Origin of the sequence: Streptomyces sp. Ru73, from assembly GCF_002920575.1 — a bacterium.
In the GTDB taxonomy this organism is placed as follows: Bacteria; Actinomycetota; Actinomycetes; order Streptomycetales; family Streptomycetaceae; genus Streptomyces.
Genome location: NZ_PQSQ01000015.1, coordinates 1 through 21,314, shown reverse-complemented (window position 1 = coordinate 21,314; position 21,314 = coordinate 1). Strand labels below are relative to the sequence as shown.

Annotated in this window: 20 protein-coding genes; 13 read left to right on the top strand and 7 right to left on the bottom strand. The window is 70.8% G+C overall.

The window, feature by feature from the left end; translation table 11 throughout:
- Nucleotides 1-141 precede the first annotated feature (141 nt).
- The 4 genes from pstS (at nucleotide 142) to pstB (ending at nucleotide 4,272) form a co-directional block, all read left to right on the top strand.
- The gene (pstS, locus tag C3486_RS09705; RefSeq protein WP_103832206.1) at nucleotides 142-1,263 is read left to right on the top strand and encodes a phosphate ABC transporter substrate-binding protein PstS; all 1,122 of its coding nucleotides are present in this window, start codon (nucleotides 142-144) and stop codon (nucleotides 1,261-1,263) included.
- Between the two features lie 96 nt (nucleotides 1,264-1,359).
- Nucleotides 1,360-2,355: a phosphate ABC transporter permease subunit PstC gene (gene pstC, locus C3486_RS09700; RefSeq protein WP_103832205.1), complete on the top strand. Its 996-nt coding sequence runs from the start codon at nucleotides 1,360-1,362 to the stop codon at nucleotides 2,353-2,355.
- Complete coding sequence (gene pstA, locus C3486_RS09695; RefSeq protein ID WP_103832204.1) at nucleotides 2,352-3,434, top strand: phosphate ABC transporter permease PstA; 1,083 nt, start codon at nucleotides 2,352-2,354, stop codon at nucleotides 3,432-3,434. Before pstC ends, pstA begins: the two co-directional genes overlap by 4 nt.
- Nucleotides 3,435-3,492: 58 nt before the next feature.
- Nucleotides 3,493-4,272, top strand: coding sequence for a phosphate ABC transporter ATP-binding protein PstB (pstB, locus tag C3486_RS09690; protein ID WP_103832203.1), 780 nt, complete (start codon nucleotides 3,493-3,495; stop codon nucleotides 4,270-4,272).
- A gap of 240 nt (nucleotides 4,273-4,512) precedes the next feature.
- On the opposite strand, the gene C3486_RS09685 is transcribed toward pstB, so the two are convergent.
- Nucleotides 4,513-5,511: an inorganic phosphate transporter gene (locus C3486_RS09685; protein WP_103832202.1), complete on the bottom strand. Its 999-nt coding sequence runs from the start codon at nucleotides 5,509-5,511 to the stop codon at nucleotides 4,513-4,515.
- Nucleotides 5,512-5,520: 9 nt separating this feature from the next.
- Entirely contained in the window at nucleotides 5,521-6,141 is a 621-nt protein-coding gene (locus C3486_RS09680; RefSeq protein WP_030267458.1) for a DUF47 domain-containing protein, read from the bottom strand.
- 220 nt (nucleotides 6,142-6,361) lie between these two features.
- Between C3486_RS09680 and C3486_RS09675 the strand changes: the two genes are divergently transcribed.
- Nucleotides 6,362-6,763 carry a metal-sensitive transcriptional regulator gene (locus C3486_RS09675; RefSeq protein WP_103832201.1) on the top strand — a complete coding sequence of 134 codons (402 nt, stop codon included), beginning with the start codon at nucleotides 6,362-6,364 and terminating at the stop codon, nucleotides 6,761-6,763.
- A 120-nt stretch (nucleotides 6,764-6,883) separates the two neighbouring features.
- Here the strand turns inward: C3486_RS09675 and C3486_RS09670 are convergent, their stop codons facing one another.
- Nucleotides 6,884-7,075 carry a hypothetical protein gene (locus C3486_RS09670; RefSeq protein ID WP_103832284.1) on the bottom strand — a complete coding sequence of 64 codons (192 nt, stop codon included), beginning with the start codon at nucleotides 7,073-7,075 and terminating at the stop codon, nucleotides 6,884-6,886.
- Between the two features lie 250 nt (nucleotides 7,076-7,325).
- Nucleotides 7,326-8,183 carry a hypothetical protein gene (locus C3486_RS09665; protein WP_103832200.1) on the bottom strand — a complete coding sequence of 286 codons (858 nt, stop codon included), beginning with the start codon at nucleotides 8,181-8,183 and terminating at the stop codon, nucleotides 7,326-7,328.
- A 138-nt stretch (nucleotides 8,184-8,321) separates the two neighbouring features.
- Between C3486_RS09665 and C3486_RS09660 the strand changes: the two genes are divergently transcribed.
- Together C3486_RS09660 and C3486_RS09655 are read left to right on the top strand one after the other, a co-directional pair.
- Nucleotides 8,322-8,543, top strand: coding sequence for a hypothetical protein (locus tag C3486_RS09660; RefSeq protein ID WP_103832199.1), 222 nt, complete (start codon nucleotides 8,322-8,324; stop codon nucleotides 8,541-8,543).
- Nucleotides 8,544-8,714: 171 nt separating this feature from the next.
- Nucleotides 8,715-10,250 (top strand): FAD-binding oxidoreductase, encoded by a 1,536-nt coding sequence (locus C3486_RS09655; RefSeq protein WP_103832198.1) that lies wholly within the window; start codon nucleotides 8,715-8,717, stop codon nucleotides 10,248-10,250.
- Between the two features lie 116 nt (nucleotides 10,251-10,366).
- Here C3486_RS09655 and C3486_RS09650 read toward each other — a convergent pair whose 3' ends face one another.
- Nucleotides 10,367-11,170, bottom strand: a complete 804-nt coding sequence (locus C3486_RS09650) for a phosphatase PAP2 family protein (protein WP_103832197.1) — start codon at nucleotides 11,168-11,170, stop codon at nucleotides 10,367-10,369.
- A 230-nt stretch (nucleotides 11,171-11,400) separates the two neighbouring features.
- Nucleotides 11,401-12,405, bottom strand: coding sequence for a bifunctional lytic transglycosylase/C40 family peptidase (locus tag C3486_RS09645; RefSeq protein WP_103832196.1), 1,005 nt, complete (start codon nucleotides 12,403-12,405; stop codon nucleotides 11,401-11,403).
- Nucleotides 12,406-12,773: 368 nt separating this feature from the next.
- Here C3486_RS09645 and C3486_RS09640 point away from each other — a divergent pair, with 368 nt between their 5' ends.
- The 6 genes from C3486_RS09640 (at nucleotide 12,774) to C3486_RS09615 (ending at nucleotide 20,721) form a co-directional block, all read left to right on the top strand.
- On the top strand, nucleotides 12,774-13,082 hold the full coding sequence (locus C3486_RS09640; protein ID WP_103832195.1) for a hypothetical protein: 309 nt from the start codon (nucleotides 12,774-12,776) through the stop codon (nucleotides 13,080-13,082).
- A gap of 431 nt (nucleotides 13,083-13,513) precedes the next feature.
- Nucleotides 13,514-14,371, top strand: coding sequence for a hypothetical protein (locus tag C3486_RS09635; protein ID WP_103832194.1), 858 nt, complete (start codon nucleotides 13,514-13,516; stop codon nucleotides 14,369-14,371).
- Nucleotides 14,361-15,707, top strand: a complete 1,347-nt coding sequence (locus C3486_RS09630) for a hypothetical protein (RefSeq protein ID WP_103832193.1) — start codon at nucleotides 14,361-14,363, stop codon at nucleotides 15,705-15,707. The genes C3486_RS09635 and C3486_RS09630 overlap by 11 nt, the downstream gene beginning before the upstream one ends.
- On the top strand, nucleotides 15,704-17,266 hold the full coding sequence (locus tag C3486_RS09625) for an SCO6880 family protein (protein WP_103832192.1): 1,563 nt from the start codon (nucleotides 15,704-15,706) through the stop codon (nucleotides 17,264-17,266). The genes C3486_RS09630 and C3486_RS09625 overlap by 4 nt, the downstream gene beginning before the upstream one ends.
- A 28-nt stretch (nucleotides 17,267-17,294) precedes the next feature.
- Nucleotides 17,295-18,734: an ATP-binding protein gene (locus C3486_RS09620; RefSeq protein ID WP_103832283.1), complete on the top strand. Its 1,440-nt coding sequence runs from the start codon at nucleotides 17,295-17,297 to the stop codon at nucleotides 18,732-18,734.
- Between the two features lie 373 nt (nucleotides 18,735-19,107).
- Nucleotides 19,108-20,721: a type IV secretory system conjugative DNA transfer family protein gene (locus tag C3486_RS09615; protein ID WP_374936848.1), complete on the top strand. Its 1,614-nt coding sequence runs from the start codon at nucleotides 19,108-19,110 to the stop codon at nucleotides 20,719-20,721.
- 42 nt (nucleotides 20,722-20,763) lie between these two features.
- Here C3486_RS09615 and C3486_RS09610 read toward each other — a convergent pair whose 3' ends face one another.
- The gene (locus tag C3486_RS09610) at nucleotides 20,764-21,276 is read right to left on the bottom strand and encodes a GNAT family N-acetyltransferase (protein WP_146074980.1); all 513 of its coding nucleotides are present in this window, start codon (nucleotides 21,274-21,276) and stop codon (nucleotides 20,764-20,766) included.
- Nucleotides 21,277-21,314 lie beyond the last annotated feature (38 nt).

Here is a 21,314-nt window from a genome sequence, read left to right as displayed (position 1 = left end):
TGCCTAATTTCGGCCTTACCGAGTGCGTGGCACGCCCTGTGGCAGCCGCGGCACCGGATAGCTGGACACCTCGCAATCTGATTCATTTCACGGCCCAGCACGCCACTGACCACGGCGGGCCCCAGGAAGGAACTCTCGACAGTGAAGCTTCAGCGCAAGAACCGGGTTCGCGCCCTCGCCGTTGGCGCTCTCGCCGTCTCCGGAGCCCTGGCCCTCTCGGCGTGCGGCTCGGACGACACCACGGGCGGCCCCGGCGCCTCGTCCGCCAAGTCCGCGAACATCAAGTGCGACGGCAAGGGCAAGCTCCTCGCCTCCGGCTCCTCGGCGCAGAAGAACGCCATGGACGTCTGGGTGCAGAACTACTCCGGCGCCTGCAAGGACACCGAGATCAACTACCAGCCCACGGGCTCCGGTGCCGGCATCACCACCTTCCTGCAGGGCCAGACCGCCTTCGCGGGCTCCGACTCGGCGCTCAAGCCCGAAGAGGTAGAGAAGTCCAAGAAGATCTGCAAGGGCGGCCAGGCGATCAACCTGCCGATGGTCGGCGGCCCGATCGCGGTCGGCTACAACGTCCCCGGCGTGGACAACCTCGTGCTGGACGCCGAGACCCTCGGCAAGATCTTCGACTCGAAGATCACCAACTGGAACGACCCGGCGATCAAGAAGCTGAACCCGGGCGCCAAGCTGCCGGACCTGAAGATCCAGGCGTTCCACCGCTCGGACGACTCCGGCACCACCGACAACTTCACCAAGTACCTCAAGGGCGCGGCGCCCCAGGCGTGGCCGCACGAGCCCGCGAAGACCTGGGAGGGCAAGGGCGGCCAGGCGGCCTCCGGCTCCTCCGGCGTCTCCTCGCAGGTCAAGCAGACCGCCGGCGCGATCTCCTACTTCGAGCTGTCCTACGCGACGGCCGGCAAGATCGACACGGTCAAGCTGAACACCGGCGCCCAGAAGCCCGTCGACGCCACCGTGGAGAACGCCTCCAAGGCCATCTCCGAGGCCAAGCAGGTCGGCAAGGGCGAGGACCTCGCCCTGGAGCTGAACTACAAGAGCAAGGCCGAGGGCGCCTACCCGATCACGCTGGTGACGTACGAGATCGCCTGCGACAAGGGCAACAAGGCCTCGACGCTGCCCGCCACCAAGTCCTTCCTGACCTACCTGGCCAGCAAGGACGGCCAGGCCACGCTCAAGGAGCAGGGCTACGCGCCGCTGCCGACCGAGATCGCCGACAAGGTCCGCAAGGCCGTCTCGTCGCTCTCCTGACCCACCGGGCGGCGGCCGGCGCGACATGCGCGGGCCGCCGCCCGTCCGGTGCACCGCCGCCTGGAGCCTCCCGGGCTCCGCAGACCGGAGAACCCCATGGATACCTCTGCGATACCCCAGAACCCACCCCCCGCAGCACCCGCCGAGACCTCCGAGGTCAGCGGCAAGTCCGTACGCCCCGGTGACCGAGTCTTCCTCGGACTCTCCCGCGGCTCCGGCATCACGCTTCTGGTGATCATGGCCGCCATCGCGGCCTTCCTCACCTACCGCTCGGTCCTCGCCATCCAGGGCGACAAGGCCAACTTCTTCACCACCTTCGAGTGGGACCCCACCGGCGCCGAGCCCAAGTTCGGCATCGCCGTCCTCGCCTTCGGCACCGTCGTCAGCTCGGTCATCGCGATGGTCATCGCGGTCCCCGTCGCGGTCGGCATCGCGCTCTTCATCTCGCACTACGCGCCGCGCAGGCTGGCCTCGCCGCTGGGTTACGTCATCGACCTGCTCGCCGCGGTCCCCAGCATCATCTACGGCCTCTGGGGCGCGCTCTTCCTCGTCCCGCACCTGAGCGGCCTGTACAGCTGGCTGGACACCTACCTCGGCTGGACCGGGATCTTCAGCTACTCCCAGGGCGCAGCGCGCTCGCTGTTCACCGTCGGCATCCTGCTGGCGATCATGATCCTGCCGATCGTCACCAGCGTCAGCCGCGAGGTCTTCCTCCAGGCCCCGAAGATGCACGAGGAGGCCGCGCTCGCCCTCGGCGCCACGCGCTGGGAGGTCATCCGCATGGCGGTGCTGCCCTTCGGCCGCTCCGGCATCATCAGCGCCTCCATGCTGGGCCTGGGCCGCGCGCTCGGCGAGACCATGGCCGTCGCCACCGTCCTCTCCCCCAGCTTCCTCATCGGCCTCAGCCTGCTGGACCCGGGCGGCGGCACCTTCGCCCAGAACATCGCCAGCAAGTTCAGTGAGGCGGACACCTTCGGCCAGGACGCGCTGATCGCCTCCGGCCTCGTCCTCTTCGTCATCACCCTGCTGGTCAACGGCGCGGCCCGGCTGATCATCGCCCGCCGCAAGGAGTACTCGGGGGCCAACGCATGAGCAACGTCATCACCGAGCAGCGCCCCGTCGCGGACAGCGCGCCGCTGCCCCCCGTCACCCTCAAGCAGGCCCGGCTGCCGCGCTGGACCCCGCCGCTCTTCGCCCTCGCCGCGCTCGCCGTGGGCTGCGGCATCGGCCTGGGCGCCGGTCTGGACAGCAAGATCCAGTGGGGCCTGATCGCCGCGGTCCTCTTCGTCGCCGGCACCTTCGCGGTCGCCACGGCCGTCGAGGGCATCCGGCAGGCCAAGGACCGGCTGGCCACCAGCCTGGTCTGGGTCGCCTTCCTGCTCGCCGTCCTCCCGCTCGCCTCGCTCATCTGGGAGACCATCGTCCGCGGCCAGAAGGTCCTGGACGGGTACTTCCTCTCCCACTCCATGGGCACCCTGCCGGACCAGATGGCCGGCGGCGGCATCTACCACGCGATCATCGGCACCCTGGAGCAGGTCGGCCTGGCCACCCTGATCGCCGCGCCGATCGGCCTGCTGACCGCGATCTACCTCGTCGAGTACGGACGCGGCAAGCTCGCCAAGGCCGTCACCTTCTTCGTCGACGTCATGACGGGCGTCCCCTCGATCGTCGCCGGCCTCTTCATCCTCTCGGTGTGGATCCTGATCCTCGGCTTCGGCCCCTCCGGCTTCGCCGGCGCCATGGCACTGGCCATCCTGATGATGCCGGTCGTGGTCCGCTCCACCGAGGAGATGCTCAAGCTGGTGCCGAACGAGCTGCGCGAGGCCTCCCTCGCCCTCGGCGTACCGAAGTGGCGCACCATCCTCAAGGTCGTCCTGCCCACCTCCATCGGCGGCATCACCACCGGCGTCATGCTGGCCATCGCCCGGATCACCGGCGAGACGGCCCCGGTGCTGCTCCTGGTGTGGGGCGCCAAGACGATCAACAACAACCCCTTCGAAGGCGCTCAGCAGTCCCTGCCGCTGTACGTGTACCAGCAGTGGCAGCAGGGCTCCGACGCCAGCTACGACCGCGCCTGGGCCGCGGCCCTGGTCCTGATCGCCTTCGTCATGATCCTCAACCTGGTGGCCCGCGGCATCGCCCGCTGGAAGGCCCCCAAGACCGGCCGTTAAGGCACCCGATGATGCGGCTCCGCCGAATCGGGGCCACCAGAAAGAAGCAGTGATTCCCATGGCCAAGCGAATCGACGTCAGCGGCCTCTCCGCCTTCTACGGCAGCCACAAGGCCATCGACGACATCTCCATGACCGTCGAGCCCCGCTCGGTGACGGCCTTCATCGGCCCCTCCGGCTGCGGCAAGTCCACCTTCCTGCGGACCCTGAACCGCATGCACGAGGTCACCCCCGGTGGCCGCGTCGAGGGCAAGGTGATGCTGGACGACGAGAACCTCTACGGCTCGGGCGTCGACCCGGTCGCCGTCCGCCGCACCGTCGGCATGGTCTTCCAGCGCCCCAACCCCTTCCCCACCATGTCGATCTTCGACAACGTGGCGGCCGGCCTGCGGCTGAACGGCACGGTGAAGAAGAAGTCCGAGCTGAACGACATCGTCGAGAAGTCCCTCAAGGGCGCCAACCTCTGGAACGAGGTCAAGGACCGGCTGAACAAGCCCGGCTCCGGCCTCTCCGGCGGCCAGCAGCAGCGCCTGTGCATCGCCCGCGCCATCGCGGTCGAGCCGCAGGTCCTGCTCATGGACGAGCCCTGCTCCGCGCTCGACCCGATCTCCACCCTCGCCATCGAGGACCTGATCGGGGACCTGAAGGAGCGCTTCACGATCGTGATCGTCACGCACAACATGCAGCAGGCCGCGCGCGTCTCGGACCGTACGGCGTTCTTCAACCTGGCGGCCGTCGGCCAGCCCGGCAAGCTCGTCGAGATCGACGAGACCGAGCGCATCTTCTCCAACCCGTCGGTCCAGGACACGGAGGACTACATCTCCGGCCGCTTCGGCTGAGTCGCCGTACGGCGACGGCCGACCGACCTCCCGTACGTCCTGCGGTGCTGCATGGCGGTGCCACCGCAAGGACGAAGGGCCCGCCCCCAGCTACCGGGGGCGGGCCCTCTTTCCTGTCCTCCACGAACGGCGCCCAGCAAAAATCGAGCCCGTCTGGGGGCACCTCCCAGCGGTAGCTGGGGGAGTTTGAGGACCGGGGCCCGGGGCGGAGCCCCGCGCGCACCGGCCCGCAGCCGAAACTCAGCCGAACGCCAGGTTCACGACCCAATACGCCGCGGCGGCCACCGCCGCGGCAGCCGGCATCGTGATGAACCAGCCAAGGATGATGTTCTTCGCGACGCCCCACCGCACCGCGCTCACCCGCTTCGTGGCGCCCACGCCCATGATCGCCGAGGTGATCACATGCGTGGTGGAGATCGGCGCGTGGAAGAGGAACGCGGTGCTGAACATGATCGACGCACCGGTCGCCTCGGCCGCGAACCCCTGCGGCGGGTCCAGCTCAATGATCTTGCGGCCGAGCGTCCGCATGATGCGCCAGCCGCCCGCGTACGTACCGAGCGACAGCATGGCGGCACAGGCGATCTTCACCCAGATCGGGATCGGGTCGCCGTGGCCCTCGACACCGCCGATGACCAGCGCCATCACCACGACGCCCATCGTCTTCTGGGCGTCCTGCAGACCATGGCCGAGCGCCATGCCCGCCGCCGAGACCGTCTGCGCGATACGGAAGCCGCGCTTGGCCTTGTGCGGATTGGTGCCCTTGAACATCCACAGGATGGCGACCATGACGAAGTAGCCGACGATCAGGCCGACCACCGGCGACAGGAACATCGGCAGGACGATCTTCTCCCAGACGCCCGACCAGTAGACGACCGAGGACCCGGCCAGTGCCGCGCCCACCATGCCGCCGAACAGCGCGTGGGAGGAGGACGAGGGCAGACCGAAGTACCACGTGACCATGTTCCACGCGATGGCGCCCACCAGCGCGGAGAAGAGGATCATCATCCCCTGCTTGCCGCTGGGCGTCTCGATCAGGCCCTCACTGACGGTCTTGGCGACCCCGCTGCCCAGGAAGGCGCCGGCGAGGTTCATCACCGCCGCCATCGCGAGCGCGGCCCGCGGCGTCAGCGCACGCGTCGAGACCGAGGTCGCGATCGCGTTCGCCGAGTCGTGAAAGCCGTTGGTGTACGTGAATCCGAGCGCGACCGCGATGGTCACGACGAGCGCGAAGGTGTCCATGGCCGGGGCTCAGGACTCCTTCACCGCGATGGTTTCGACGGTGTTCGCCACATGCTCGAACGCGTCGGCGGCCTCTTCGAGGATGTCCACGATCTGCTTGAGCTTGAGCACCTCGATGGCGTCGTACTTGCCGTTGAAGAGGTGGGCGAGCAGCTTGCGGTGGATCTGGTCGGCCTGGTTCTCCAGGCGGTTGACCTCGATCCAGTACTCGGTGAGGTTCGACATCGTCCGCAGGTTGGGCATGGCCTCGGCGGTCAGTTCGGCCGCCCGCGCCAGGACCTCGATCTGCTGGTCGACGCCCTTGGGGAGCTCTTCGACGTTGTAGAGGACGACCAGGTCGACGGCCTCCTCCATGAAGTCCATGATGTCGTCGAGGGACGAGGCGAGGTTGTAGATGTCCTCGCGGTCGAACGGCGTGATGAACGAGGAGTTCAACTGGTGGAAGACCGCGTGGGTGGCGTCGTCCCCCGCGTGCTCCGCCGCTCGCATCCTCTCGGCGATCTCTGCCCGCGCGGAGGCGTCCGCCCCGAGCAGTTCCATCAGGAGTTTGGAGCCCGTGACGATGTTGTCCGCGGACGCGGCGAACATGTCGTAGAAGCTCGTCTCCCTGGGGGTCAGACGAAAGCGCACGTGAAATCCTCGGGGTGCATCGGATTCGGTCGGGATGATGCTAGGCGCATCATCCAGCCACTGCTAACCGGCATTACCTCAGTGTCGCCCATCGGGCAGCATGCTCTGCACGGGGTACCTGCCCCGCGAGGTGCGCGGGGTATCTCTCTCGCGCGCGGAATTCTGTACCATATACCCGCCAGGGGTATATGAAACCGGCTACGTACCAGGGGAGAAGCCCATGTCGACCACGGACGCCGAGCCCAATGGCAGCACCGCAACCGCCGGCGCATGCCACGGCGTGGAGCCGCAGGGCGTGCCCCAGGGCGACCCGGACGCCGTGACCAACCACGACCTGGGCATTCACGGGTACGCACAGCAGAAGGACGCCCACATCAAGCGGCTGCGCCGCATCGAGGGGCAGATCAGGGGCCTCCAGCGGATGCTGGAGGAGGACGTCTACTGCATCGACATACTCACCCAGGTCTCGGCCAGCACCAAGGGCCTGCAGAGCTTTGGCCTGCAGCTTCTCGAGGAACACCTGCGGCACTGCGTCGCCGACGCGGCCGTGAAGGGGCCCGAGGCCATCGACGAGAAGGTCAGGGAAGCGACCAAGGCCATCGAGCGCATGCTGCGGACCTGAGGGCCTGCATCCGGCAGCCGGAGGGCGGGGCAGGGTCCGGGCCCCGATTCCCGGTCGTGCGGGTGAGTGATCCGGCGTGAGGAATCCCACGCCCGGGCCACGGCCGAAAACGACCGTTCCCTACGGCCGCTCGGCGGCTGCGGAGCCCGGCCCCGCTTCCGCCGCAGTCCCTCTGCCACCACGGTCCGCGTCGACGTCCAGGACTTCGTCGATCCGGTCCGGACTGAGGCGGTCCTCGGGGGACGTCGCCGCCGCGATCATCAACTCACCAGCCAGGTCGATCTCGACGAGGGCCACGTGGTCCTGAGCCATCTGACTGCGGTGCGGCGCCACGTACAACACCTCCTCCTTCGAGGCCCATGCCACTCTTCTGGCGGTTACACCAAGAGTAGGGACGGGCACACGCCCCGCGCATGGCACGGATGGACCATTTACGCCGCCCGGCAAGACCGGTCGGCACGTGCCGGTCCGGGCCCTCCGTACGGGCCCCATACCGGCTCCGCTTGCCGACCCGCCCGCACCGGCCCTGGGCAACGGCTCTCCGTACCGGCCCTCCGCGTCGTCAGCCGCTGCCCGGGGCCGCGATCCGGCCGGTGAAGATGTCCCCGCGGTCCGGCAGCTCCACCGGCTCCCCGGTCCCGAACCCGCCGTAGCCGACCGTGGACGTCACCTCCGTGCCGCGCGGCGAGCCGTTGGCGAAGGAGAACCGGTACTGCACCTTCCGGAGCCGGCCGGACTCGTCGAGGTAGGCGTCGAAGGGCACGGCGTCGGTGGTGAAACCCTTCTCCGCCGCGGCCAGCGAGGGCCGCACGCCCTTCGAGGCGGCGTCGGCGGCCACCCCGATGTCGGCCGTGCCCCGGTAGTGCCGCACCCGCACGCCCCGCAGCCGCTCCTCGCCCGCGTACGCCGCCCGGCGGGTGCCGCGCAGCAGCTCGGCCGCCGCCAGCGGGTCGGTGGCGCCCCCCGTGACGAGATTGCCGTCGGACAGCGCCGTGGTGTCCACCCGCACCCACTTGTCGGCCGGCACGCCCGCGCCGCGGTTCTTCATGTAGAGCGCGCCTGGCGCGAAGATCTCCGTGATCGGCTTGCGCACCCGGCCGTCCGGGCCGGCCGGCTCCGGCAGCACCAGGCGCAGCCGGCCCGTACCGCGACGGTAGTCGTAGTGGCCGCTGCCGCTGATGGCGACGCGGGTGCCGCCGCTGGTGGTCTCCAGCGTCGTACGGACCTGTGACGTGGCCTCGCGCACGAGCGCGTCGGCGGCCTGCCGGAGCGTCACCGAGGCGGGCGGCCCCGCGGGGGCGTCGTCGGCCGCCGCGCCATCCGTCGTACACCCCGAGGTCAGCAGGCCCGCTCCCAGTGCCAGTCCCGCCGCCGTGGCGGCTGCGACGGCTCCGCCGGTCCGTCTGTCCTGCACCACCATCGCCACGGGCCCCCTGCCGCTGTCGTGCCGCCGTCCCACCGCCGCACGGCGCGGCCGGCATCGGGCAACCATTTCGTTCAACGACCGTTCATCTGGCCCGTCACGCCCGCCCCGTACAACCCGCAGTAGCGTGGACACGTGCCGTACCTGACCAAGGACCCGCAGCAGACCGCCGACCCCCACATCCCCGGGAGCGGCCACGGCGCCGGGAACGGCGGAGCCGGGGGCCACCGCACGACCACCGTCGAGCGCGGCGCTTTCTGCCTCGCCCGGTGCAGCTGCGGCTGGTCGGGCCCGGCCCGCCGCGCCCGCTCGCAGGCCCGTACGGACGCCGGGCGGCACTCCGGCGACGACGGCTGACGCCACCGGCTCCGGCTCGCGCGCCCCGGCCGGGCGCGCCGCGCGCTTCCGCCGCCACCCCTGTCACTTCACGCGCCGGCTTCCCCGCGGAACCTGACGCCCCGCATCCGCATCTGGCTGGGCGAAGGTCATCGGCAGGGCGCCACGGCGCCGCGCGACAAGGGGGCGGCCGTGAAGCGGCGCACAATTCTGCAGGCGGGCGGCGGGCTCGCGGCGACCACGGCGGCCTGGCTGGCCACGGGCGGTACGGGAACGGGCCTCGCGGCCGCCGGGGGCGTGGCCGAAAAGAGCCCCTGGGAAGCGCTCCGCAAGGGTCTGGACGGGCGGCTGATACGGCCGGGCGACGCCGCGTACGCCACCGCGCGCCGCCTGTACAACACCCGCTTCGACACCCTGAAGCCGGCGGCCGTCGCGTACGTCCAGCACGCCGGGGACATAGCCGAGTGCCTGGCCTTCGCCCGCCGCAACGGCACGCCCGTCGCCATACGGAACGGCGGGCATTCGTACGCCGGCTGGTCCAGCGGCGACCACCGCCTGATCGTCGACGTCTCCGCGCTCTCCAAGGTCTCCGCGCCGTCCGGCGGCACCACCCGCATAGGGGCCGGCGCCAAGCTCATCGACGTCTACGAGGGGCTGGGCAAGCACGGCGTGACCATCCCCGGCGGCTCCTGCCCGACGGTCGGCGTCTCCGGCCTGACCCTCGGCGGCGGCCATGGCGTCGTCTCCCGCGCGTACGGCCTGACCTGCGACAGCCTCGTCGGCGCCACGCTCGTCACGGCCGCGGGGAAGACCCTGCACTGCGACGCGAAGGAGCACGCCGACCTCTTCTGGGCGCTGCGCGGCGCGGGCAACGGCAACTTCGGCGTGGTCACCGAGCTGCGCTTCCGTACGCACAGGGCCCCGAAGGCCGTGATGACGTACCTGACCTGGCCGTGGTCCAAGGCGGCCGCCGTGCTGCGGTCCTGGCAGGAGTGGGGCCCGGACCAGGCCGACGAGATCTGGTCCAGCTGCCACCTGGACGCGCGCCCCGGCGCCACGCCGACCGTGTCGGTCGCCGCCTTCTCCCTCGGCTCCTACCGTGACCTGCAGAACGCCGTCGACCGGCTCGCCGACCGCGCGGGCGGCCCCGGCCCCGCGTCCTCGGTCTCGCTGAAGCCGAAGGCGTACCTGGACGCGATGGAGGCGTACGCGGGCTGCTCGACGAAGACCACCGCCCAGTGCCACCAGCCGGGCAGCGTTCCCGGCCGCACCCCGTCCGGGCAGCTGGGCCGGGAGACCTACGCGGCCCGCTCGGACTTCTTCGACCGCTCGCTGAGCGCCGCGGGCATCCGTACGGTCATCGACCAGATCGAGCGCGCGGGGCGCGGCGGCGTCAACGGCAACGTCGCCTTCACCGCCCTGGGCGGCGCGATCAACCGGGTGCAGCCGACCGCCACCGCCTTCGTGCACCGCCGTTCGCGGTTCCTGGCGCAGTACCTCGCCTCCTGGGCGCCGAGCGGTACGGGCAAGGCGCAGAACGCCTGGCTGGCCGGGATGCACACCGCGATGCGCCGGCACGCCTCCGGCGCCGCCTACCAGAACTACGCCGACCCGGCCCTGAAGGACTGGAAGCAGGCTTACTACGGGGCGGCCGCCGGCCGGCTGGCCGAGGTGAAGCAGGCGTACGACCCGCAGCACCTCTTCCGGACGTTCCCGCAGGCACTCTGAGGGCGCGGGGCGCCACCGCAGCGCCCGCGCCGCCCCGTAGGTACGAACGCGTCGGCCCCGCCCGGTGATCCGGGCGGGGCCGACGCTTCAGGTGCTCCGTGGGGCGGCGGGAGCCGTCAGGCCGCGAGGTCCTCGTCCCGCTCCGCGCGGCCGCCCCGTACACCGTCGTGCGGCGCGCCGGGCGGCTCCGGGAATCCGCCGGGGCCCCCGGCCCCGACGGCACCGGCCGCCCCCGCGGGCCCGAACGCGTCCGTCACAGCCGCGCTCTCCCCCTCGCCCGCTCCGCCTGCGCGCGCCGTCCCCGCCCGGGGCGTCTGGACCAGCGCCCCGACGCGGGAGGCCGCGATCGCCTTCATCAGCGGCACCAGCAGCGCCTGGGCGAGCGGTGCGAACAGCAGCGCGACCGCCGTCCCCAGCGCGAATCCGCCGATGACGTCCGTCGGGTAGTGCACCCCCATGTAGACCCGGCACAGCCCTTCGAGCAGCGCCAGCGCGATGCCGGCCAGCCCGTACTTGCGGTGCGCGATGAAGAGGCCGACGCCGACGGCCATGGTGAGCGTGGCGTGGTCGCTGACGAACGAGAAGTCGTTCTTCCCGTGCACGAGGACTTCCAGGCCCGTGTGGTCCCGGAACGGGCGTGGCCGCGCGACGAATTCGCGGATGGGGATGTTGGCCAGCAGGGCGATGCCGGCGGCCAGCGGTGCCCAGACGAGGCCCGCCACCGCGGCGGGCGCGTCGGTCCGCTTGCGTGCGCCCCACCAGGCGGCCAGGCAGAGGACCGCGAGCCCGGCGATGATGCCGTACTCGCCGACGTACTTCATGACCTGGTCGAACCAGTGCGGAGCGTCCTTGGCGAGGCCGTTGACCTCGTACAGGAGACCAACGTCGGGGTTCGACCCGTCCAGTGCGAGTCCAGCCATGTGCCGCGGCCCCTAACCTTTCGCGCGCGCGAGCGCCGTCCGAGTGCTGCCAACCCCCGTGGTCGTCGAGCAATGCCGTGCCGGCCGCGTCCTCCGTCAGCCCGCTCCGCAGTGCCTCTCACACCCACTCCAAGGAAACGTCATGCACCCGCACGACGTTCCACTTTCCACCGGATGATCACCAGGACGTTATCGAAGCTTGACTCATCGCCGCAGCTCAGGCCCCATATTCACGCAGCGTTCTCACGGGGGAGCGCTTTTGCGCCATCTTCGGTGACGCGGGTGGCGCCGATGTAGTCCGGGGTGTCGATCTTGTCGAACCTGATCACCGCTCCCGTGTACGGAGCGTTGATCATGTAGCCGCCGCCGACGTAGATGCCCACGTGGTGGATCGACCGCGGGTCGTTCAGGTTGTTGGCGAAGAACACCAGGTCGCCCGGGAGCAGTTCGTTCCGCTTCGGGTGCGGTCCCGCGTTCCACTGGTCATTGGCCACGCGGGGCAGCTCGATGCCGACCGACTTGTACGCGGCCTTCGTGAGGCCCGAGCAGTCGAATCTGCCGCCCTGGTCCGCCGTTCCGTTGCCGCCCCAGAGGTACGGCGTGCCGAGCTTCTTCTGTGCGTAGTAAATGGCCCCGGCCGCCTGCCGCGAGGGCTCCACGCGCTGCGTCGGCGCCTCGAAGCTCTTGGCGAGGGTCGTGATGATCTTGACGTAATTCTGCGTCTCCCGGTACGGCGGCACGCCGTTGTGCTGGATGACGCGGTAGGCGCCGGCGTTGTACGCGGCCAGCATGTTGTGCGTGGCGTCCCCGGGGACGTTCTTCACGTACTTCGCCAGCTCGCAGTCGTACGAGGCCGCCGACGCGATCGCGTCGTCCGGGTCCCACACGTCCTTGTCGCCGTCGCCGTCCCCGTCCACGCCGTGCGTGGCCCAGGTGCCGGGGATGAACTGCGCGAGCCCCTGCGCCGCCGCCGGGCTCTGCGCCTTCGGGTTCCAGCCGCTCTCCTGGTACAACTGCGCGGCCAGGAGCGCCGGGTTGATGGCGGGACAGAGCGTGCCCCACTTCTGCACGAGCGGCTGGTACGCCGCCGGCACCGCACCCTTGGCCAGCCCTACGGCCCGTCCCGCAGCGCCGCCGATGCCGCCGGCCGCGGCGTACGTGCCGATGACCAGCAGCGCGAGAAAGCCGGCACCGGCTCCTGCGCCGATCCCCGTCCCCACCCAGACCTTGCGCACCGCGCCCCTCACCCCCACGTCGACCCCCGTCAGGCTACCGACGAACCGTGCGCGTGTCCGCCCCGCCGGGAGCGGCGGCGCCTGCCCGGCGCCGCGCGTACACGAACCGCACGTCGGCAACGCGCCGACCGCTCTGCGTGTTCACTTCCCGCCCCAATATTGCTCAGAGTGACCGCGCATGGTACACACGGTGAGAATACTGGGCCCTGTGGGCGACGTTCGCATCCCAGCCCTCGCCGCCCACACGGGATCCGCCAAAGTTTGACGCCAAGTCGACACTGCCACGGGCAATCGTCAGCGAAGATAGAGACCGGCCGTGCCGTGTGGTACGGGAGACAACTACCCATCAAGGGGCGGTGAGTTCAGAAATGTTCATTGCGGCCGAAAAGGGCGACATCACCACCATTATCGGCGGAATCGCCCCGGACTGGGGCCCGTTCGGGACGCTGGGCAACGAAGCGCGGGTGATGGTCGAAGTGGTGATGGCCGTGGCCATCCTGCTCTGCCTCGCCATCGCGATCTGGGGCGCGGCGAAGCAGCGCATCGGCGCGACGGCGCTCCGCGACACCTTCAGCGCCGAGCAGGGCAAGGGCCTGATCGTCGCCGGCCTGACCGGCGTCTTCATCATCGGGTCCCTGGGCACCCTCTTCACCATCGTCTACGGCATGGCGGTCTAGCCGGGCCGAAACGTCACCCCGCCGGGCCGCGCGGCCGACGCCGTACGCCTGCCCGCCGCCGCCGATCCGTACATCCGTCGTACGCCCGTCCGTACGCCCCGCCCGTCCGTCCACGCGCCCGCCGCGCGCTCTTCCGCGCCGCGGCCCGGCTCACGTCCCATGGTCGTCGTCTGTGCACGGCCGCCACACCTGGCCCATATCCCTGCCCGAGGCCACATGCTGATGCCCACTCCGCCCACTCGTCCACAGCCCGCTCCGCACCGCCCGCACAGTTGTCCACAGGCGGTGCGGTCCGGTTCGCCGTTCCGTCACAGTGGGGTGTACTCGTATCAGGACGTCCGGGCCGCCTCCCACGCGGCTACGGTCGTACCCGGGTTGCGGCAAGGCGACGGCGAAGACGGCAGCGATGCCGGTTGAGGGGGCAGGGCACGATGAGTCTCGGTGACGACGGAGCGTACGGCGGGGAGTACAGGGACCAGGGCCCCGGCCAGACACGCACCAGACTTCCCGGCGGCGAGGGCGACGTCTACGGCGCCGGCCGCCGCCCGCGCGGCGGCATGTCCAGCCGCAACCTGGTCACGATCGTCGGCGTCGTCGTCCTGCTCATCGCGGCCATCGCCTTCGCCAACCGCGGCGGCGACGGCTCCGGTCCGGACTCCCCCGACGCCAAGTCCGGCGCCCCGGCCGCCCAGCCCACCACCCCCACGGGCCAACGCCCGGTCTCCGGCAAGAACTCCACCGCCCCCACCATCCCCTCGGGCTTCCCCAAGACCGAACAGGGGGCCCAGTCGGCGGCGGCGAACTACGCGGTGGCGCTCGCCAGCGACGGCATGTACCGCCCGGACACCCGGGACGCGATCATCGAGGCGGTCTACGCCCCGTCAGCCGCCGCCGACCGCAAGAAAGAGCTGGCCAAGGTCTACGACGATCCCAAGTTCCTGGCCGGCGTCGGCCTCGACAAGGACGGCAGCGCACCGGACGGCATGACGTTCGTGTCCCGGGCGAACCCGGTCGGGACGAAGACCGAGAAGTTCGGGGGGACCTCCGCGACGGTCGCCGTCTGGAACTCCTCCCTCTTCGGCCTCGCCGGCGAGGGTTCGGAGAACCCGGTCACGGAGAGCTGGTACACGACCACCATGAAGCTGCAGTGGGTCGGGGGTGACTGGAAGGTCACCGGCGTCTCGCAGAAGAAGGGGCCGGCCCCGGTCGGCCGCGACCAGGCCGCCGCGACGGCCGAGGAGATGTCCAAGGCCGTCGAAGGGTTCGGAGGGTTCACCTATGCCCGGTAAGTCTCCCCGCACCGGTCCGTCCGGGCGCCGCACCCTCTCACTCGCGGCAGTCTTCGCCGGCCTTCAGACGTGGGCCGTCCTCTTCGCCTCACGGGCCTTCGCCGCACCGTCCCCGAAGCCCACCGACAACCCCTGCGACCTCCTCACCGACAAGGCCAAGGAGCTCTGCGAGGAGCGCGGCTCGGGCGGCAGCGGCGGCTCCCCGACCTCCCCGTCCGGCATCGGCGACAGCAACCCCCTAGACCCCCTGCAGTCGCTGGCCAAGGGTTGTGCCGACGCCGCCGCGTGGATCGTGACGAAGCTGTCCGATGCCGTGAAGGCGACCTCGCAGGTCGACTTCACGAACGCCGCGTTCCTGCGGCAGTACGCCGTCGTCTTCGCCGCCTCCACCGTCCTCACGCTCGTGCTCTGGCTGCTCGCCGTCGCCAAGCGCGCCGTACGCGGCGTCCGCCTCACCGAGGCGATCAGTGAGGCGGTCGGCTTCCTCTGGCTCACCGTCCTCGCCTCCGCCTTCACCCCCCTGATCCTCTACACCGTCGTCTCCGCGACCGACGGCGTCACCGAGATCATCGCGAAGGGCACGGGCGCCCAGACCGACATCTTCTTCGGGTCGTTCTCCGAAGCCCTGAAGAAGGGCACGGACATCGGCGGCGGCCCGATCATGCTGATCGTCGTCGCCCTCGTCTCCGTGCTCGCCGCCGGCATCCTCTGGCTGGAGCTGGTCATCCGCGCCGCCCTGCTCTACGTCGGCGCCCTGCTCGGCACGGTCGTCTACGCCGGCCTCGTCGACAAGAACATGTGGGGCCACGTCCGCCGCTGGGCCGGCATCATGATCGCCGTGATCATGGTGAAACCGGTCATCGTGATCGTGCTCGGCATCGCCGGCGCCCTCTCCTCCGAAAAGGGCCCCGACTCCTTCTCCGCCGTCGTCTCCGGCCTCGCCATCATCCTGCTCGCCATCTTCGCGAGCGCCATGATCTACCGCTTCGTCCCCGGCTTCGGCGACGAGATCATGGCCGCCCGTACCAACAAGAAGGCGGCGACCGACGGCAGCCAGGCCGCGGCTCTCGTCTCCTCCCCCGCCGCCCTCGTCTCGCAGGGCATCAAGACCCACAGCTCCCGCGGCAGCGGCGGCAACAGCGGAGACAACAACAGCAGCGGCGCCCAGTCCCGCCCGGCCGACGCCGTCGCCGGCGGCGTCGCCGCACACAGCTCCCGCGGCGGCTCCGGCCCGGCCGGCCCGCCCGCTCCCCGTACCAACCCCGGCCCGCGCCCCGGCGCGGCCTCGGGCGGTTCCGCCCGCACCGGCAAGACAGCAGGAGGTGATGGGCGTTGAGTACCCAGTCCCACCCGGTCACGCCCCGACGCACGTATCTCATCGGCCGCGCCCGGCCCAACGCCGTCATCGGCAAGAACCGCGAGACCGGCGAGATCGCCCTGATCATCGCCGGCGCGTTCCTCGGCATGATGTGCGGTCTGCTGGTGCCCGTCCTGCCGCTGCGCATCGTGACGCTCACCGGCTTCCCGCTGCTGGCCCTGGCCGCCGTGTACGTCCCGTACCGCGGCCGGACGTTCTACAAGTGGTTCGAGATCAACCGCAGCTACAAGCGGACGCTGCGCCAGGGCGCGACGTACCGCTCCGGCGCACAGGAGGCAGGCATCAGCCTCGACGGACGTGAGGTCGAGATCGGCCCGCCGCCCGGCATCGGCCGGATCAACTGGCTCTCCGCGCCCTTCGGCCCGGACGAGATCGCGGTTCTGCTGCACGCCGACCGCCGCACGGTCACCGCGGCCATAGAGATCGAGGGCCCGGGCGTCGGCCTGCGCGACAGCGAGGACCAGGAGGCCCTGGTCGACCGTTTCGGCACGCTGCTCAAGCACGTGGCGAACGGCGACGGCTTCGTGACGCGCCTGCAGATGCTGGCCCGTACCCTCCCCGCCGACCCGGACGCGCACGCCAAGGACGTCGCCCAGCGCGGCGACCGCAACTCCCCCCAGTGGCTGCAGGACTCCTACGACCAGCTGCAGTCCATGGTCTCCACCTCCTCCGAGCAGCACCGCGCGTACCTCGTCGCCTGCATGCACTACAACCGCGAGCTGGCCACCGAGGCCGAGACCATGGCCCGGGCCGCGCGCATGCACAACGGCGGACTGCTGCGGAAGCGCCTGGACAAGGACGCCGGCCTCGCCGTCGTCATGGCCCGCGAGCTGACCGACATCTGCGCCCGCCTCGCCGAGGCCGACATCCGCGTACGCCAGCCCCTCGGCCAGGCCCGCCTCGCCTCCCTCGTGCACTCCATGTACGACCCGGACCACCCCATCGACCACATCCAGGCCATGAGCAAGCGCAACGCCTGGCCGGCCGAGCTGGACGCGATGGAGCCCACCTACCTCCAGGCCAAGACGCGCGAGTCCGCGACCCGCGCGCCCTGGTGCCACGCCACCGCGTGGGTCAAGGAGTGGCCGCTGACCCCGGTCGGCGTCAACTTCCTGGCCCCGCTCCTCGTCCACACCCCCGACGTCATCCGCACGGTCGCCGTCACCATGGACCTGGAGCCGACCGAGGTGGCGATCGAGCGCATGCTGACCGAGAAGACCAACGACGACGCGGAAGCCAGCCGCGCCGCCAAGATGAACCGCGTGGTGGACCCGCGCGACGTGGCCCACCACGGCCGCGTCGACCAGCGCGGCGAGGACCTGGCGTCCGGCGCGGCAGGGGTGAACCTCGTCGGTTACATCACCGTCTCGTCCCGCTCCCCCGAGGCACTGGCCCGCGACAAGCGGACCATCCGCGCCTCGGCCGGCAAGTCCTACCTCAAGCTGGAGTGGTGCGACCGCGAGCACCACCGGGCCTTCGTCAACACGCTTCCGTTCGCGACCGGGATCCGCCGCTAAGCCGCTGGGAGGCGCGTACGTCATGGCCATGCTCGATCCGCTCGTCGCGATCACCGAGGCCTTCACCAGCTTCCTCTTCGGGAAGGTGGAGACGACCCGGCTGCCCGTACGGACCTCCACCGGGCAGGCCCAGGCCGTCTACCTGCCCACCGCAGCACCGGGCCTCGGCGACTCCGGCGTGATCATCGGCCGCGAGGTGTACAGCGGCAAGGGGTACATCTACGACCCCTTCCAGCTGTACGGCCAGCAGCTGCCGGCCCCGCACTGGCTCGTCCTCGGCGAGTCCGGCAACGGCAAGTCCGCACTGGAGAAGACGTACGTCCTGCGCCAGCTCCGCTTCCGCGACCGCCAGGTCGTGGTGCTCGACGCGCAGGGCGAGGACGGCGTCGGCGAGTGGAACCTCATCGCCGAACAGCTCGGCATAACCCCGATCCGGCTGGACCCCACCGCCGCGCTGAACGGCGGCATCCGGCTCAACCCGCTCGACCCGTCGATCACCACCACCGGCCAGCTGGCGCTGCTCCGCACGATCATCGAGGTGGCCATGGGCCACGGCCTCGACGAGCGCTCGGGCTTCGCCCTCAAGGTCGCGCACGCCTATGTCAACGAGACGATCACCGACCGCCAGCCGGTCCTCACCGACATCGTCGAGCAACTCCGCCATCCCAAGCCCGAGTCGGCCGAGGCGATGAACGTCGACCTGGACGACGTACGGGCCTGGGGCCTGGACGTGGCCCTCGTACTGGACCGCCTGGTCGACGGTGACCTGCGCGGCATGTTCGACGGCCCGACGACCGCGGGCATCGACCTCGACGCACCGCTGATCGTCTTCGACCTCTCCCACATCGACCGCAACTCCATCGCCATGCCGATCCTGATGGCGATCGTGGGCGTCTGGCTGGAGCACACCTGGATCCGCCCCGACCGGAAGAAACGGATCTTCCTGGTCGAGGAGGCCTGGCACATCATCAACTCCCCGTTCGTGGCCCAGCTCTTCCAGCGGCTGCTGAAGTTCGGCCGCCGGCTCGGCCTCTCCTTCGTCGCCGTCGTCCACCACCTCAGCGACGTGGTCGACGGCGCGGCCGCACGCGAGGCCGCCGCCATCCTCAAGATGGCGTCCACCAGGACGATCTACGCCCAGAAAGCCGACGAGGCACGGGCCACGGGCCGGGTACTGGGCCTGCCACGCTGGGCGGTGGAGATCATCCCCACCCTCACCCCCGGCATCGCGGTCTGGGACGTCAACGGCAACGTCCAGGTCGTCAAGCACCTGATCACCGAGGCCGAACGCCCGCTGGTCTACACCGACCGCGCCATGACCGAATCCTCCATCGCGGACGCCTCGGCCCAGCCCACGGCCGAGGCCCGCGCCCTGGAGCGCGCGGCGGACGCCGAGGCCGAAGCCCGCGCCGAAGCACTGGCCATGGCCCGCCAGCTCAGCAACGAGTCGAGCGAGACGGTGGCCTGACGGTCTGACGGTCGGACGGCCCCGGACGAGGACGAGCCGGACGGCCGCGGACGAGGACGAGTCGGACGGCCTCGGGCGAGGACGAGAAGCACGGCAGCACGAAGGACGGGTCGGTGGCGTGAACGACGGGTACGACCGGTACGACCGGCAGGGGCACGCGTACGGAGAGCACGGCCCCGGCGGGCCGGCGGGACCGGGCGGCGGGCCCGCACCCCGGCGGCGGGAGCGCGGGATCCCCGACTCCCTGCTCGTCGGCGTACTGGCCTTCCTCCTCGGCCTGACCGTGCTGGTGTGGCTCGCCACGGGCCTCTCCGGCCTCTTCGCCCACGGCGGCTGGCCGGCCAACCTGTCCTTCACGCGTACACCGCTCGCCATGCGGGAACTGGCCACCGAGCCGCACGACCTGGCCACGGCCTGGCCCGCCACCCCCAAGGGCCAGCTCTCCGGCTACGGCCTCTTCTGGGGCGTCTTCATCAGCGAGCTGATGGTCCTGACCGTCCTCACCGTCTTCGCGCTCGGCACGATCACCCGCCTCCGCGCGGTACGCGCCGAACGTCGGGCGGAGCGCCGGGCGGGGCGGACCACGGAACGGGGGGCTCAGCGGCCGCAGAGCGCTGCCCGGGCCCCGCAAGGCGGCCAGGAGCAGCAGAGTTCCGTACGCATGACCAAGGAAGCGCCGGCCAAGGAAGCGGCTGTCGAGGAAGCAGCCGCCGAGGACACCTCGGCCGCGCAGATGACTGCCGGGCAGGTGCCTGCCGAGCAGCGGCCTACGGCGCCGCCGGCCGCTTCCGTACCTGCTCCGGCGGCCCCGGCCGCCACCACAGCCAGCGCCGCGGCCAGCGCCACGGTCGGCGCCTCGGCGCCCGTGGAGGCCACCTGGACGGCCTCGGACGGCGCATCAGCCGCCACTGAGGCCGCCCCCGCCGCCACGCCCGCACCAGGCCCTCAGCGCTCGACAGACACCCGCACAGACGTTCCTGCGGAGGCCAGTGCCGTCCTCGCAGGAGCGGCTGCTGCCGTGGAGGGCCTCACCGGCCCGGCCGGTCCCGCCCTCCCCCGCGTCCACTACCACCACCGTGCCGAGCGCCCCGCCGCCCGTGCCGCCGCGCTCGACGTGATCCATGGCGCCGAGGGCCCGCTCCTCGTGGCGACGACCGACGCGGCGCTCTGGGCCGAGACCAAGGACGCACGCGCCAAGCTCGGCCCGGTGCACGTGTACGACCCGCAGCACCTCCTCGACACCCCCGCCCGCCTCCGCTGGTCCCCCACGGCCGGCTGTACGGACATCGCCGTCGCGGGCTCCCGCGCGAGCGCGCTGCTCGCCCCCGTCCGCCCGATGAGCAGCCTCGACTCGGCCCTGGCCGACGCCGCGGAAACGCTGCTGCGCTGCTGGCTGCACGCCGCCGCCGTGGACGGCCGGCCGTTCCGGCAGATCCACCGCTGGGCCCAGGGCAGCGGTGCAGCGCACGAGCCCGTACGCATCCTCCGTACGAACTCCAAGGCCGCGTCCGGCCGCGCCGGCGAGCTGGAGTCCGTACTGACCGCGCACCCCGAACGCCGGGACATGGCACAACAACTGGTCGCCCGCGCGCTCGCGGCCCTCTCCTCCGTGCACATCCGCGACGCTTGCAATCCGGGGCGAGCGGATGCGCTCGCGCTCGAATCATTCGTGGCGGAAGGGGGAACGCTTTATGTTGTGGGCGAGTCGATCGAGGACCCGCGTACCGCACCGGGTGCGATGCCTCTTCTCACCGCACTCGTCTCGAGCGTGGTCGAGCACGGCCGCCGCATGGCCGAACGGTCATCTGACGGTCGGCTCGACCCACCACTCACCCTCGTCCTCGACGACATCGCGGCCCTCGCGCCCTTCCCGGCGCTTCCCGGGCTCCTCGAAACAGGCGCCGCCCAGGGCCTCCTGACGCTCGCCACGCTCCGCTCCCCCGAACAGGCCCGCGCCCGCTGGCCGCACGCCACGCTGCCGGCCTGAGCCGGCGAACCGCCGCTCACCTCAGCCGTTCACGACAACTGCTCACGGCAGCCGCTTCCGTGCGTACTCCCAGATCTGCCCCGTGTCGTCCACATCGTCGTCGCCGGTACGTACGAACCCCTGGGCTTCGTACAGCCGCTGCGCACGGACGTTCTGCTCGTGTACCGACAGAAAGACGTTCTCCGCACCCGCCGGCCCCTCCATGGCCCGTGCCACCGCTGCGAGCAGCAACTCTTCGGCCAGCCCCGTCCGCCGGTGTTCAGGGCGTACGTAAAGGCCCACTATCTGGGCCTTCGGCTGGTCGGGAGACTCGAGAAGGACGGTCACCATGCCGGCCCAGCTGCCGTCGGGCGCCACTCCCACGTAAGTGACGGCGCCGAGCCCCAGCTCACTCGACCGGGCATTCTCCTGCCAGCGCTCATCGGGGTACGCCGACGCCTGTGCGTAGGTCGTGAGGAAGGCGAGGGATGCTGCCGGATCCGAAAGCGCCGTCAGACGCAGCTCCTTGAGACTGCGCCATTGATCGGCCTTGACCGGTCTGATGTCATATCGCATCACCGCACCCTAGAGGCGGACGCCGAGCCGTGTGCCCC